This is a genomic window from Mesorhizobium sp. WSM1497 (assembly GCF_001672455.2).
Taxonomy (GTDB): Bacteria; Pseudomonadota; Alphaproteobacteria; order Rhizobiales; family Rhizobiaceae; genus Mesorhizobium; species Mesorhizobium ciceri.
This window is the reverse complement of record NZ_CP021070.1, coordinates 5,813,680-5,827,548: the sequence shown is the minus strand read 5'-3', so window position 1 is coordinate 5,827,548 and position 13,869 is coordinate 5,813,680. Positions and strand designations below refer to the sequence as shown.

At 64.1% G+C, this 13,869-nt stretch carries 16 protein-coding genes; 7 read left to right on the top strand and 9 right to left on the bottom strand.

What is annotated here, in order from left to right:
• Positions 1 to 14: 14 nt before the first annotated feature.
• Complete coding sequence (locus A9K65_RS28655; protein ID WP_024502527.1) at positions 15 to 683, top strand: GntR family transcriptional regulator; 669 nt, start codon at positions 15 to 17, stop codon at positions 681 to 683.
• Here A9K65_RS28655 and A9K65_RS28650 read toward each other — a convergent pair.
• From A9K65_RS28650 to A9K65_RS28630, 5 genes are read right to left on the bottom strand one after another with little or no spacing between them, the layout of a single operon-like run.
• Positions 680 to 1,984: an FAD-dependent oxidoreductase gene (locus A9K65_RS28650; protein ID WP_064995056.1), complete on the bottom strand. Its 1,305-nt coding sequence runs from the start codon at positions 1,982 to 1,984 to the stop codon at positions 680 to 682. The two genes, A9K65_RS28655 and A9K65_RS28650, sit on opposite strands and share 4 nt — an antisense overlap.
• Complete coding sequence (locus A9K65_RS28645; protein WP_064995188.1) at positions 1,981 to 2,964, bottom strand: branched-chain amino acid ABC transporter permease; 984 nt, start codon at positions 2,962 to 2,964, stop codon at positions 1,981 to 1,983. The genes A9K65_RS28650 and A9K65_RS28645 overlap by 4 nt, the downstream gene beginning before the upstream one ends.
• The gene (locus A9K65_RS28640; RefSeq protein ID WP_024502530.1) at positions 2,961 to 3,869 is read right to left on the bottom strand and encodes a branched-chain amino acid ABC transporter permease; all 909 of its coding nucleotides are present in this window, start codon (positions 3,867 to 3,869) and stop codon (positions 2,961 to 2,963) included. The genes A9K65_RS28645 and A9K65_RS28640 overlap by 4 nt, the downstream gene beginning before the upstream one ends.
• Positions 3,866 to 4,615, bottom strand: a complete 750-nt coding sequence (locus A9K65_RS28635; protein WP_063171575.1) for an ABC transporter ATP-binding protein — start codon at positions 4,613 to 4,615, stop codon at positions 3,866 to 3,868. Before A9K65_RS28635 ends, A9K65_RS28640 begins: the two co-directional genes overlap by 4 nt.
• A complete protein-coding gene (locus tag A9K65_RS28630) occupies positions 4,612 to 5,409 on the bottom strand; it encodes an ABC transporter ATP-binding protein (protein ID WP_013532981.1) in 798 nt (265 codons plus the stop codon). The genes A9K65_RS28635 and A9K65_RS28630 overlap by 4 nt, the downstream gene beginning before the upstream one ends.
• Before the next feature lie 126 nt (positions 5,410 to 5,535).
• On the opposite strand from A9K65_RS28630, the gene A9K65_RS28625 reads away from it, so the two are divergent.
• The 6 genes from A9K65_RS28625 to A9K65_RS28600 are packed head-to-tail and all read left to right on the top strand — an operon-like array spanning position 5,536 to position 9,889.
• Positions 5,536 to 6,270 (top strand): GntR family transcriptional regulator, encoded by a 735-nt coding sequence (locus tag A9K65_RS28625; RefSeq protein ID WP_024502532.1) that lies wholly within the window; start codon positions 5,536 to 5,538, stop codon positions 6,268 to 6,270.
• Positions 6,267 to 6,749, top strand: a complete 483-nt coding sequence (locus A9K65_RS28620) for a DUF3830 family protein (protein WP_064995057.1) — start codon at positions 6,267 to 6,269, stop codon at positions 6,747 to 6,749. The genes A9K65_RS28625 and A9K65_RS28620 overlap by 4 nt, the downstream gene beginning before the upstream one ends.
• 1 nt (position 6,750) lies before the next feature.
• On the top strand, positions 6,751 to 7,104 hold the full coding sequence (locus A9K65_RS28615; RefSeq protein ID WP_064995058.1) for a TIGR04076 family protein: 354 nt from the start codon (positions 6,751 to 6,753) through the stop codon (positions 7,102 to 7,104).
• A complete protein-coding gene (locus tag A9K65_RS28610; RefSeq protein ID WP_064995059.1) occupies positions 7,101 to 8,156 on the top strand; it encodes an aldo/keto reductase in 1,056 nt (351 codons plus the stop codon). Before A9K65_RS28615 ends, A9K65_RS28610 begins: the two co-directional genes overlap by 4 nt.
• Positions 8,153 to 8,581 (top strand): DUF4440 domain-containing protein, encoded by a 429-nt coding sequence (locus tag A9K65_RS28605; protein ID WP_064995060.1) that lies wholly within the window; start codon positions 8,153 to 8,155, stop codon positions 8,579 to 8,581. The genes A9K65_RS28610 and A9K65_RS28605 overlap by 4 nt, the downstream gene beginning before the upstream one ends.
• Positions 8,582 to 8,629: 48 nt before the next feature.
• Positions 8,630 to 9,889, top strand: a complete 1,260-nt coding sequence (locus A9K65_RS28600; protein ID WP_013532975.1) for an ABC transporter substrate-binding protein — start codon at positions 8,630 to 8,632, stop codon at positions 9,887 to 9,889.
• Positions 9,890 to 9,980: 91 nt separating this feature from the next.
• Here the strand turns inward: A9K65_RS28600 and A9K65_RS28595 are convergent, their stop codons facing one another.
• From A9K65_RS28595 to A9K65_RS28580, 4 genes are all read right to left on the bottom strand, one after another.
• Complete coding sequence (locus A9K65_RS28595) at positions 9,981 to 10,781, bottom strand: ABC transporter permease (protein WP_063171580.1); 801 nt, start codon at positions 10,779 to 10,781, stop codon at positions 9,981 to 9,983.
• Entirely contained in the window at positions 10,778 to 11,650 is an 873-nt protein-coding gene (locus A9K65_RS28590) for an ABC transporter permease (RefSeq protein ID WP_064995061.1), read from the bottom strand. The genes A9K65_RS28595 and A9K65_RS28590 overlap by 4 nt, the downstream gene beginning before the upstream one ends.
• The gene (locus A9K65_RS28585) at positions 11,647 to 12,750 is read right to left on the bottom strand and encodes an ABC transporter ATP-binding protein (protein WP_064995062.1); all 1,104 of its coding nucleotides are present in this window, start codon (positions 12,748 to 12,750) and stop codon (positions 11,647 to 11,649) included. The genes A9K65_RS28590 and A9K65_RS28585 overlap by 4 nt, the downstream gene beginning before the upstream one ends.
• 75 nt (positions 12,751 to 12,825) lie before the next feature.
• Entirely contained in the window at positions 12,826 to 13,851 is a 1,026-nt protein-coding gene (locus tag A9K65_RS28580; RefSeq protein WP_064995063.1) for an ABC transporter substrate-binding protein, read from the bottom strand.
• Positions 13,852 to 13,869: the final 18 nt, after the last annotated feature.

Genomic DNA, 13,869 nt, shown 5'->3' with positions numbered 1-13,869 from the left:
GGAGCGGCCCGCGTATGCTGAAGCTTGAACATCAGACCCTGAATGACCGCGCCTATGGCGCGCTCAAGCAGGAGTTGATTTCCGGCGGCTTCAGCCCGGGCCAGGCGCTGGTCATCCGCAAGCTCGCCGAGACGTTCGGCATCTCGACGACACCGATCCGCGAGGCGCTGCAGAGGCTTGTCGCCGAGCGGCTGCTCGAGATGCAGAACAACCGCTCGGTCATCGTGCCGTTGCTGTCCGCGCCTGCCTTCGAGGAGCTGACGCGCATCCGCATCGCCGTCGAGGGACTGGCGGGCGAGATGGCGGCGACCAGGATGAGCGAAAGCGGGCTGGCTGACATCCAGGCGACGCTCGCCGGCATGCAGCGTGCCATTGAGGCCGGCGACGCCAGGGCCTATCTCTCATTGAACGAGGCGTTCCACTTCGCCATCTACCAGCATGCCGGCGCGCCGATCCTTTTGAACATGATCCGCGACCTCTGGGGGCGGGTCGGGCCTTATCTCAAGCTGCTGATGCAGGCCGATCGCTACATCCCGCAGTCCAACGACGCGCATCGCAAGATCGTCGCCGCACTGGAGCAGCGCAGCGGTCCCACTGTGCGGATTTTCATAGAAGAGGACATCGCCGTGGCGGCCGCTGTGCTGTCTGCAAACCTTGACGCTGCCAGGGAGCCGTCGGCCTAGCTCGTCCCGTCCAGCCGGTCGCGCAGCATGCTCCAGCCGAGCAGCATGTTGGGCGCGTGCCGCAGCACGGCGTGGAACGGTATTGGCGCCGGCGGCGCGAAGGGCAGCGGCAGGTCGCGGGCGTCGGTGCCGGCGGCCCAGTCGGCCAGAACCTTGCCCATCGCCGTCGTCATGGCGATGCCGCGCCCGTTGCAGGCGCGACCGGCGATCAGTCCCGGACCGAGGTCGATCAGGTGCGGCAGGAAATCCGGTTCGACCGCTGCCATTCCCGACCAGCTATAGGCAAGCGGCGGCAGGTCGGGCAGACCGAGATGCCGGCCGAGCCTTCGCCAGATCGTCTGCGATACGCGCGTATCCGCACCGGCGCCAAGGATATGCATGCCCCCGCTGATCAGCCGGTTTTCGGCGTCGAAGCGGAAGGTGAACAGATTGCGTCTGGTGTCACCGACACCTTGCCCGCCGGGAAGCAATCGGTTGCGCACTTCACGAGGCAGCGGCGCTGTCGCGATCTGGAAGACTTTCAGCGGGAAGTAGGTTCGCTGCAACGACGGATTGAGGGACCAGCCATAGGCGTTGGTGGCGATCAGCACCTTGCCCGCGCGTACCGAGCCAGAGGGCGTTTTCAGCATCCAGCCATCGGCTATGCGATCAACCGAGGTGACGCGCGTCTGCTCGAAGATCTTTGCGCCGGCCTTCTCCGCCGCATCGGCCAATCCGCGCGCATAGGCGACCGGATTGAGCACGCCGCCGGAACGGTCCATCCAGCCGCCGACATAGCCTGGCACGCCTGTCAGGGCTTCGACTTCCTGCCGATCCAATGTGACTGCCGGCCGGCCACGCTGTGCCCACTGCCCGGCACGTGACTTGACCTTTTCAAAGGCGGCAGGCGAATGCGCCGGCTGGATCCATCCGTTCTGCACGGCGTCGCAGTCGATGCCGTGCTGCCGGATCAGGCGGAAAACCAGGTCGGCGCTGCCGGCGGCGAAATCGATCAGCCTTTCGCCACGCGATGGTCCGAGATGGGCCAGTATGTCGGCCGGGTCCATCTTGGCGAAGTTCGGCACGACGAAGCCAGCATTCCTGCCGGTTGCGCCCCAGGCGATGAATTCGGCTTCGAGAACGGCGACGGAAAGGCCTTTGCCGGCGGCGTGCAGCGCGGTTGAAAGGCCCGAAAAGCCGCCGCCGACAATGGCCAGGTCGACATCGAGCTTACCCTGCAGCGCCGGCCGTTCGCGGCGGTCGCGGCTGACGGCAAGCCAGAGTGAAGCGCCATGCGCTTCCTGCCGAACCGCGGCATTCATGACGGGGAAACGCTTTTGGCCGTAGTCACCTTCGTCCGCTTGCCGAGCCAAGGCCGCCGTGGCCTGTCGCCGAACAGCCCGTTCGGCCGGACCAGCAGGATAACGCAGAGCATGACGCCGATGGCGGCGATCTGCAGCGCGGCGGCACGAGCCTGCTGTTCCGGCGGGAAGAGGATGCTGGTCAGCGTGCCCGACCCAGCCCATATCGCCCAGACCAGGATGCTGCCGACGACGGCGCCGAGATTGCTGCCCGAGCCGCCGACGATCAGCATCACCCAGACCTGGAAAGTCAGGATCGGTAAATAATTGTCCGGCGCGATGAAGCCGGTGAAATGCGCCTGCAGTGCACCGGCCAGCGCCATGATGGCGCCGCCCACGGCAAAGGCCTGGACGCGATAGAAACGCGCGCTCTTGCCAAGCGAGATCGCCGCCCGCTCATCCTCGCGTAGCGCCTTCAGCACGCGGCCCCACGGGCTGCGCGACAGATGTTCCAAAGCGAGATAGGCGACCAGAGTCACCGCCGCGACCACGGCAAGGTTCGACAGGTTGAACAGCAGCGGCGTCTCGGCAAGGCTGCCGAAGGGGCGCGGGATGAAGCCGATGCCGAACGGGCCGCCGGTCAGTTTCTGCGCGTTGAGCGCGACCAGTTGCACGACGACGGCGACGCCGAAGGTGGTGATCGCCAGATAGTCGGACCTGAGCCGCAGCGTCGCCATGCCAGTTAACGCCGCGGCAATGCCGCCGACGACCATGGCGCCCGCCCAGCCGACAACGATCGGCAGGCCAAGGCCACCCAGCCGCGCGGCGTCGTCGGGAGTGGTCAGCAATGCCGAGGTGTAGGCGCCGATGGCGACGAAGCCGGCAAGGCCGACATTGAACAGGCCGGTCAGGCCCCACTGCAAATTGAGCCCCAGCGTGACCAGCGAAAAGATCAGCGCGGTGGTCAGGAAGAAGGCGCCGTAGCCGATCAGATCCATCAGCGTTCCCTCACACCAAACAGGCCGATCGGCCGCACGAACAGCACCGCCATCAGGATGATGAAGGAGACGGCGGCGCGCCATTCGGCGCCGATCAGCTGCACGGCACCGGCCTCGGCGAGCCCGATGATCAGGCCGCCGAGCACGGCGCCGGGGATGCTGCCGATGCCGCCGAGAATGGCGGCGGCAAACATCGGCAATAGCATGTCGAAGCCCATGAACGGGCGGATCTGCACCAGGATGCCGATCATCACGCCGGCCACGCAGGCCAGCGCCCCGCCGATGACCCAGGTGACGCGCACCACGCTGGCGACGTCGATGCCGACGATGCGGGCCAGTGCCGCGTTCTGGCTCAGGGCCTGCATCGAGCGGCCGGTCTGCGTGCGCGTCATCAACAGATGCACGGCGAGCACCAGCACCGCGGTCAGCAGCAAAAGCGCGATCTGGTCTGATGTGATGCGGATGCCGAAGCCGACCGGCATGGCGATCTGGATCGCCCGGCTGAAATAGGTCGGCCGCGAGGTGAAGGTGAATTCGAGCAGGCTTCTCAGCGCCATCGAGGCACCGAAGCTCGCCATCACCACGATGATCGCCTGGCCTTGCGAGCGCAGCCGCGAAAACAGCACCTTGTCGAGCAGCAGCGCCAGCAAAGCGGTGAACGCCATGCCAACGACCAGCGCGACAATCAGCGGCCAGCCGAAGGACAGCGGTGCGATCGGTGCCACCTTGCCGAATGTCGCGCCGATGGCGCTGACGACGGCCAGCGTCGCATAGGTGCCCCAGGCCATGAAGTCGCCATGGGCAAAGTTCGAGAAGCGCAGGATCGAATAGGTAAGCGTCACGCCGATGGCGCCCAGGCCGATCATCGAACCCGTCAGCAATCCGTCGACGACAAATTGCAGGCTCATGCCCCACCTCCTGTGCCGGACTTGCGGGGGCGCTGGCCGAGATAGAGTTCGGCGACTACCGGATCGTTCCACAGCTCGGAAGCAATGCCCTCGTGCCGGTCTTTGCCTTCGACCAGCACATAGGCGCGGTCGCCGATGGCGAGCGCTGCCTTGGCATTCTGTTCGACCAGCAGGATGGTGACGCCGGACTTGCGGATGTTTGCCAGCATCTCGAACACCATCGAGACGAATTTCGGCGACAGGCCGGCCGACGGCTCGTCTAGCACCAGCACCTTGGGGTGGACGATCAGCGCCCGCGCAACGGCGAGCATCTGCCGTTGTCCGCCCGAGAGGTTGCCGGCGGCGGTGCGGCGCTGGCGGACGAGATCGGGGAAGGCGGCATACATCTCCTCGATGCGCGCAGGAATTTCGCGCCGCTCAAGGATGCCGCAAGCAACTCTGAGATTGTCCTCGACCGACATCAGTGGGAAGATGTTTTCGGTCTGCGGCACGAAGGCCAGCCCGAGCCGCACCATGGTGTGGGCCGGCGCGGCAGTGATGTCCTTGCCGTCCAGAAACACTGTGCCGCCGGTGATCGGGACGAGGCCGGCGATGGCCTTGATGAAGCTAGACTTGCCGGCGCCGTTGGGGCCGAGCACCACGACGATCTCGCCCTTGGCGACGGTGATCGAGGCGCCGCGCACGATCGGCACGCCGGGCTCGTAGCCGGCTTCGAGGTCGCGGACATCGAGAACGATCTCGCTCATGCCGCGCCTCCGAGATAGGCCTCGATGACGCGCGGGTCGCGAGCGACCTCTTCGGCCGTGCCTTCGCTGAGCAACTGGCCGCTCGCCATGACGAGGACGCGATGGCAGAGCCGCGTTACCATGTCGATATTATGCTCGATCAGCAGGAAGGTGATACCGCGCGCATTGATGTCGCGGATGCGGTCGATGATGACTTCGAGCAGCGTCGCGTTGACGCCGGCCGCCGGTTCGTCGAGCAAGATGATCGCCGGATCGGCCATCATCACGCGGGCGAGTTCGAGCAGCTTGCGCTGGCCGCCGGAAAGCACGCGCGCCGGCTCATGCGCGAGATGGGCGAGGGCGACCAGTTCCAGCAGTTCAAGCGCCTTTGTCCTGGCGGCCCTTTCCTGCGCGGCGACGCGCCATGGCGTGACGAAATTGGCAAGCAGCTTTTCGCCGGCCTGACCCTGTGCCGCCAGCATGATGTTTTCGATCAGCGTCAGGTTGGGCAGCGGGCGCGGTATCTGAAACGTGCGGCCGAGACCGCGTCCGATGCGCAGATGTGCTGCTTCGCCCGAGACGCGCGCGCCGTTGAGAAGGATTTCGCCGCTGGTCGGCAATATGCTGCCGGCAAGCAGGTCGAACATCGTCGTCTTGCCGGCGCCGTTGGGGCCGATGAGGCCGAGGATTTCGCCCGCTTTGACGTTAAACGAGACGTCGTTGACCGCGACAAGGCCGCCGAACCGCCTGACGACATTCCTTGCCGTCAGAACCGGCGCGCGGGTTTCCCCTTGCCGTTTGGTTGCCTCGCTCATCAAACCCTCTGGCCGAAGACGATCGCTGCCGCCTCCTGATTATGATTTGTGATCACACTTGCGTTGATCACGCTATTCGGCTTTAATTTCCTCCGCAAGCCGAAAACCGGCCACGAACGGAATTCCATGCAAAAGGCTGCCATCGAAAAGAACAACGAGGTGATCGCGGCCCAGCTTGCGCCGGTCGGCCGCGAGACCGTGCAGGACCGCGTGTATTCCGAGCTGCGCCGCGCCCTGATTGGCGGCCTGTTCGAACCGAGCCAGGTGCTGACCATCCGCGGCCTGGCTGACGCCTTGGTCACCTCGACCATGCCGGTGCGCGAGGCGCTCGGCCGGCTGATCACGGAAAAGGCGCTGGAGGCGCTGCCCAACCGTTCGGTGCGCGTGCCGCCGATCACGCTGGAACGCCTCGACGATCTCCTGCGGGCTCGCATCCTGATCGAGGGCGAGGCGATCGCGCTGGCCGCCGCCCGCATGGGTCCGCGCCAGATCGCCACCATCGAAACCATCCTCGCCGAATGGGACGAGATGCGGGCTTTGAAACACAAGAAGGACGTCGACCGCGAAGTGACGCTCAACCAGAGCTTTCATTTCGAGATTTACCGCTCCTGCGGTTCGGCCGTGCTGATCCCGATGATCGAGAGCCTGTGGCTGCAATCGGGTCCCTGCATTCGTGTCGCCATCTACGCCTTCTCGGAAGCCGGCGAGGTCGACACCGCCCAATATCACCGCCGCATCGTCACGGCGCTGTCCACGCAGGATGCGCAGGCGGCGCGCGAGTCGCTGGTCGCCGACATCAGCCGACCCTTCACCTTCCTGCGCAGCAAGTTGCAGGCCGCCGCCGCGAAAGACCAGACATGACCGCCATCAGGATCACCGAGCCGCGCTCGCAGCTTTCCGTAACGGCATTGCTGCTGCCCGAGAAGGCGCCGGAAAACGCTGCCTTCCTCTTGGCCTACTTCGGCACGCCACGCGTTGTTCCGGGCATCCATGCGATGTGGACGGGGCCTGAGATTTCCTGTCCGGTTCCATCAACCGACCTCGAGGGCCAGGCCTATGCAAAACCGTTGCCGGCCGAGAACGCGACGCTGAACCCGCAGCCGGGCGACATCGTACTGTCCTACGTGCCGCCACGCATGTGGGGCGGCAATCCCAATGCGATCTTCGACATTGGCCTCTACTACGGGCAGGGCGCGCGGCTCTTGTTCCCGATAGGCTGGCTGGCCGGCAGTGTGGTGGCGCAGGTGCGCGTCGAAGAGCGTGACCGGTTCGCCTCCGCGTGCGGTGTCATCCGCCGCAACGGCGCCTGCGATATCACCTTCAGCCTGATGGAGGCCTGACATGGCCGACGACAGTTTCGAGCTGTTCGACCTTCGCGTCGAGGCGGTCATCCCCAAGGGCAAACCTATCTATTGCGGCGCCAAGGAAGGCGACTATTTCGAGCTCAAGGGCGAGATGCTGTCGATGCCGGCAGGGCAGGGTTTTTCGATCTATTCGATCGCCGCCGTGTTGCCGCTGCTGGCAGCCAAGCAGCGCCCAACCCACCCGAACGACTGGATGACCTCGGACGCCGAGATCGCTTGTCCCGATCCCAATTGCGGCAGCCGGCTGCGGATCGTCAGGGCGGCCAAGCGGCGGTTCAGCCACGCCGAGACGACGGCGGTGCCGCTGCCGAAAGAGGATGACCTGAGATGACCGCCAACACCTTCGAACTCGGCCCCGGCTACACCATCTCGCGCGTCATTCGCGGCGGCTGGCAGCTGGCTGGCGGCCACGGCGCCATTGACCGCAGCCAGGCGGTGGCCGATCTGATCGCCACTTTCGATGCCGGCATCTGGACCTATGATTGCGCCGACATCTACACCGGCGTCGAGGAGCTGATCGGTGCCGCGCGCCTGCGGCTGGCCAGCGAGCGCGGCCTCGACGTCGCGGCCCGGATGAAGGTGCACACCAAGCTGGTGCCCGACCTCGAACGGCTGGCCAGTATCAGCCGCGACTACATCAGGGGCATCGTCGACCAGTCGTTGCGGCGGCTGAAGACCGAGCGGCTCGATCTCGTGCAGTTCCATTGGTGGGACTATGAACAGCCGCGCTATGTCGATGCCATGGGCTGGCTCAACGAGCTTCGGTTGGAGGGCAAGGTGCGCAATCTCGGCACCACCAATTTCGACACGCCAAGGCTCGCCGAGATACTCGCTGCCGGCATCCCGCTGGTCAGCCAGCAACTGCAATATTCCGTGCTCGACCAGCGCCCGGGCAGCAGCCTGGCCGCGCTCGCAAAACAGAACGGCGTCAGCTTCCTCTGCTATGGCTCAGTTGCCGGCGGCTTCCTCAGCAACAAATGGCTCGGTGCGGCCGAGCCCGCCACGCCGCTCGAAAACCGCTCGCTGGTCAAGTACAAGCTGATCATCGACGATTTTGGCGGCTGGGAGCTGTTCCAGCACCTGCTGCAGGCGCTGAAGGCCGTTGGCGACCGCCACGGCGTTGACGTCGCCACCATCGCCAGCGCCTGGGTGCTGGAGCAGCCGCAAGTGGCGGCGGTCATCGTCGGCGCCCGCAACCAGGCCCACGCCATCGCCAATGCGAAAATCATGGACGTTGCGCTCGACGCCGAGGACCGGGAGCGGATTGCGGCCGTCATCGCGCAAGGCACCGGCCTCGAAGGTGACGTCTACACGCTGGAGCGCGACCGCCGCGGCCGCCACGGTTCGATCATGCATTACAACCTCAATGCGGGGAAGAAATGAGCGGCGAACCCTCCCTGTTTTCACGCGCCAGCGCCGAAATCATCGACCTGCACCGCTTCTTCGTCGACTGGTTCGTCGCCGCGCGAGCCAACACGGTGGACTTCGGCCGCTTCGAACGCGCCATGGGCAAGGACCTCAGCATGGTGGCGCCGGACGGACAGATCCTCGATCGCGAAGCGGTCGTCGACCATGTCCGCGCAAGCCGTGCTTCCTGCGACGATGGTTTCGCCATTTCGATCGAGGACATCCGGCCCGGCTGGCAGGACGCGGATACCATCGTCGTCCTCTATGTCGAAGCGCAGCTGCGCGCAGGCAAGCACAGCCGCCGTCAATCGAGCGCCGTCTTCACCACCAGTTCATCGGCGCCCAACGGCGTCGAATGGCGACATCTGCATGAAACCTGGCTGCAGGTGCCGGAACGCTGAACAGGCTACAGAATTCAAATACAGTCGAGCAACGAAAGGGGAACAACAATGACAAAGACGATACTCCAACTCACCACAGCGCTCGCTCTCGTCACGATGGCGGGTGCTGCGCAAGCCGCCGATTGCAAGATCACCGTCGGCCTCGTCATGGAGCTGACCGGCCCGGCCGGCGAATACGGCCAGGCCGGCGCCAAGTCGGTCGAGATGGCCTTCCGCGACATCAACGGAGCCGGCGGGGTGCGCGGCTGCGATCTCGTCACCGACACGCGCGACAGCCAGAGCCAGGGCAACATCGCGGTCGACGCCGCCACTCAGCTTGTGCAGGTCAAGAAAGTGCCGGTCATCATCGGCGGCATCATCTCGTCGGTGTCGATCCCGATCCTGACCTCGGTGACCGCGCCAGCCAAGATCGTCCAGGTCTCGCCAGCGTCATCCTCGCCGACGCTCACCGCGCTCGGCCGCGACGGCAAGACCAACGGCATCTTCTTCCGCACCATCACCTCCGATGCGCTACAGGGTGTCGCCGCCGCCAAATATGCCATCGACAAGGGTTTCAAGAAGCTGTCGATCATCCACGTCAACAACGATTTCGGCGTCAACATGGTGGCCGAATTCTCGCGTGCCTACAAAGCGCTCGGCGGCACCATCGTCTCCGACACGCCTTACAATGAAAAGCAGTCGAGCTATGCCTCCGAAGTCACCGCGGCAATGGCCGGTGAACCGGACGGTCTCTACCTCGTCAGCACACCGGTCGACGGCGCGACGGTCGCCCGCACCTGGATCTCGCAGGGCGGCGTGCAGAAATTCCTGCTCAATGACGGCATGAACAGCCCGGACTTCATCGAATCCGTCGGCGCCGATTATCTGAAGGAAGCCTACGGCACGTCGTCCGGCACCAGCCCGACGGCCTCGACGGAGTATTTCACCAAGAACTATAAGGAATTCTCCGGCATCGAACCGACCAATCCGGCAGCCGACCGTTCCTATGACGCCGGCGCGATTGTTGGCCTCGCCATCGCCATTGCCGGCTCCGAGGACCCGGCCAAGATCAAGGACGCGATGTACAAGGCGGTCGATCCGGCCGGCACGCCGATCTTTGCTGGCAAGGAAGAGTTCGCCAAGGCGCTCGGCCTGATCAAGGACGGCAAGCCGATCCGCTACGAAGGCGTCATCGGCCCGGTCGCCTTCGATAAATATGGCGACATCACAGGCCCGTTCCGGCTGTGGAAGATCGTCGACGGCAAGGTAGCGACGGACGGTGAAATGACCACCGACGATGTCAACGCCTTGCAGGCCAAGCTTCAGTAAGCATCATTCCGTTTGGTCCGGCATCGATTATGTCAGCATCGATGCCGGACCAAGAATATGGCTGCCTCATTGCGGCGCTCTTGCCCGGCACTCACGTCCGTTCCGTCGCAACTTGCCTGGGGATGAGAAAGCGGGCGGCGAGCACGCAGAGCAGCACGGTGAACATCAGGATCAGCGCCACCAGCGCATTGATATCGGGTGAGAAGCCAAGCCGCATCATCGCCCACAGCCTGACCGGCAGCGTGCTTTGCGTGCCAGTGACCAGGATGGTGATCATGGTCTCGTCGAATGACAGGGCGAAGGCCAGGATGGCGCCGCCGACCATGGCGCTCGACAGGTTCGGCAGGATGATGCGCCAGAAGGTCTGCCAGCCCGTGGCACCGAGATCGTAGGACGCTTCAACCAGCGTGCGGCTCATCGACTGCAGCCGCATCAGTACCGTGCGGTAGACTATCGCCAACACGAAAACCGTATGGCCGATAACGACCGTCAGCAGCGAGCGTTCGAGGCCGATCTCGCGGAAGAAGATCAGCAGCGCCAGGCCGCTGATGATCGGCGGCATCAGGAACGGCAGGAAGATGATGAACTGCAGCAGCGAGCGTCCGGAACGGCGCCCATGATAATAGAGCGCCAGCAGCGTTCCGCTGACCACCGACAGGATGACGGTGCAGACGCCGACGATCAGCGTCGTGCGCAGAGCGGCCAATATGTCGTGGTTTTCAGCCAGCGCCACATAGGTCGCAAGCGTCGGCGACGACCAGTCGACGGAGCCATGCGAAATGGTGAAGAACGACGACACGATCGGCACGAACAGCGGGCTGTAGAGCAGGACCGCAACCAGTGTCGTGATCGCGGCCAGAAAGATCGTGGACAGTCGGGGCAGGGCGCTCATGCCGAAGTCCCCGGGTTGCGGCCAAAGCGTTCGCCGATGAGGATTGCGGCGATCACCACGACGGCCAGCGCCACCGACAGCGCCGCGCCGAACGGCCAGTTATAGGCCGTGCCGAACTGGCTGTAGAGGATGCGGCCGAAGGTGAAGCCGCTGATCCCGCCGACCATTTGCGGCGTCAGGAAATCGCCAATCGCCAGCACGAAGACGAAGCTCGCCGCCGAAGCGACGCCGGGCAGGCTGAGCGGCAAGGTGATGCGCAGGAAGGTCTGCAAGCCGCTCGCGCCGAGATCGTCGGATGCGCGCAGCAGCACCTGCGGAATCCGCTCCAGCGACAGGAAGATCGGCAGGATGGCGAAGGGGATCAGGAGCAGGGTCAGCGTCAAAAGGATGGCGTTCATGTTGAACACGAAAAGCGTCGACGGTTCCTGCAGAATGCCGAGCGCCACCAGTGTCTTGTTGAGGAAACCGTTGAGGCCGAGGATGCTGCGGATGGCATAGATCTTGATGACGTAGCTCATCAGCAGCGGCACCAAGAGCAGCATCAGCAAGGCATAGCGCCAGCGCCCTTTCAGCGTCGTCAGGAAATAGGCGGCGGGATAGGCGAGCAGGATGCAGATGATGGCCACCGACACGCACAGCACGATGGTGTTCCAGAACACCGGCAGAAAGACCGGATCGGTAAAGAACCTGACATAATTGCCCAGCGAAAAGCCATAGACGATCGTGCCCTGGTCGACGCTGAAGAAGCTGTAGCCGAGGAAGATCGCCAGCGGCACCAGGACGAAGACCACTGGCAAGGCAAACGCCAGCACCGTCACCAGCAGCGACAGCCGTTTTTCCGCAGGCAGCGTCGATCCGGCTTTGCTCATGCCAGCACCAGATGGCCTTCATGCGGCGCAAAGGAAAGCGATACGGCCTCGCCGGATCTGAGCGCGCTGCCGTCGACCCGGCTCGGCACGCGCAGCCGCAAGCGTTGCGCGGCATTGTCGGCGCCGGTCGCGATGGTGGCGACGGTCGACGAGCCGGCAAAGGCCAGATCGGAGATCGTGCCGGAAAAACGGTTGTCGGTGTCCTTTGCATCTGCAAGGTGCAAGGCTTCTGGACGGAACGCGGCGTAAGCGCTGGCGCCTTCCGCTGCGACTTTCAAATGCGGCTGGTCGCTGATCGAACAGATGAGGCGCCCGAGCGCCGTCTCGATCGATCGCAGCTCGCCCTGGACCGGTCCGAGTTTCCCGGCCACCAGATTGTTCTCGCCGAAGAAACGCGCGACGAATTCGCAATCCGGTCTGTAGTAAAGGTCGTGCGGCGTGCCGAGCTGGCGGATATGGCCGGCCTCCATGACGCAGATCCGGTCGGCCATGCCGATGGCTTCTTCCTGGTCGTGGGTGACGAACAGGAAGGTGGTCCTGATTTCGCGCTGGATGGACTTTAGGAACACCTGCATCTGCCGGCGCAGTTCGAGGTCGAGTGCGGCGAGCGGCTCATCGAGCAGGATCAGGCGCGGCTGGCAGATCAGCGCACGGGCGAGTGCGACGCGCTGGCGCTGGCCGCCGGAGAGCTGCGCCGGAAAGCGGTCGGCGAAACGCCCGAGCTGGACCAGTTCCAGCGCCTCCGCGACTCGGCGCGCGATTTCCTTGCGCTGGACATGGCGAACCGAAAGCCCGTAGCCGACATTGCCGGAAACGGTCAGGTGCGGGAACAGCGCATAGTCCTGAAACACGGTGTTGAACGGCCGCCGGTTGATCGGCATGCGGCTGATGTCTTGCCCATCCAGGCGGATCTCGCCCGACGTCAGCGGTTCCAGCCCGCCGATCAGCCGCAGCACCGTGGTCTTGCCGGAGCCGGATGGTCCAAGAACGGTGAGGAACTCACCGTCCTTGATCGACAGGTCGATGTCGTGCAGCACGGGGACCGTGCCGTAGGATTTCGAGACGGACCGCAGCGTCAAGAGGTCGGTGTTCTGGTTCATGAAATACTCTCGCATACGCTTCGGCGGTCCGGAACTCCGGACCGCCGGGTCCTTCGAAGGCATGGTGCGGAAAGATCAGGGCGTTGCCTTGACCTCGTTCCACATGTCCGAACGCTTGAGCGGGTCCTCGACATTGTTGAGCCAGACCAGCTTGTCGTTGCCGCCGGCGCTGCCGGTTTCCGTCACCGTGTTGCCGAAGCCGGTACGCTCGGAAAGCTCGCCGCCGACCTTCTTGCTCAGCATGAAGTCGATCCATTTCTCGGCTGCCGCATTATCACGGACACCCTTGGAAATGACCCAGTTGTCGAGCCAGGCAAGCGCGCCCTCGCTCGGATTGACGTAGGCGACATGGGCGCCGATCTTCTGCAGCGCCTTGACCTGCTGCTGGCCGTAATTGGCCCAGATCAGGGCCACATCATTGTTCTGGTAGATCTGCTGCGCCTCGTCGGCGGTGGTGTAGAAGCTGAGCACGTTGCGCTTGAGTTCGACCAGCTTGGCCTTGACTGCAGCCATCTGCTCTTCGTTGAGGTTGAACGGATCCTTGTAGCCGAGCGTCAGTGCGGTGAACGAGAAATTGTGCTCGCCATTATCATACGCCAGCACCTTGCCCTTGTAGGCCGGGTCCCACAGAACCGACATCGAGGTCGGCGCCGGCTTGACCTTGTCGGTGTCGTAGATCAGGCCGATGGAGTCGAAGCAGAACGGAATGCCGTAGACCTTGCCGTCCTTGGTCACGCCGCTGACCGCCGTCAGGTCGCGGAAGCGCGGCAGCACGTCTTTCTGGTTGGCGAGCTTGGTGACGTCGATCGGCGACACCAGGTCAGCCTTGATGTAGCGCTGCAACTGGGCGGTGTTGACAGCAAAGACGTCGAAGTCCTGGCCCTCGCTGCCCTTGATCTTGGCCCAGATCTCGTCGTCGCTGCCGATGAAGACGACATCGACGCCGATGCCGGTCGCGGCGGTGAAATCCTTGACCCAGTCGGCATCGGCGTAGCCGTCCCAAGCCAGTACCCGAAGGTTCGCGGCGAGCGCCGCCGATGTCATCAGGCCGATGCTGAGCCCGATTGTCGCTAGTCTTAGAAACGCTTTCCTCAGTCCCATTTTAATCTCCCATTATCG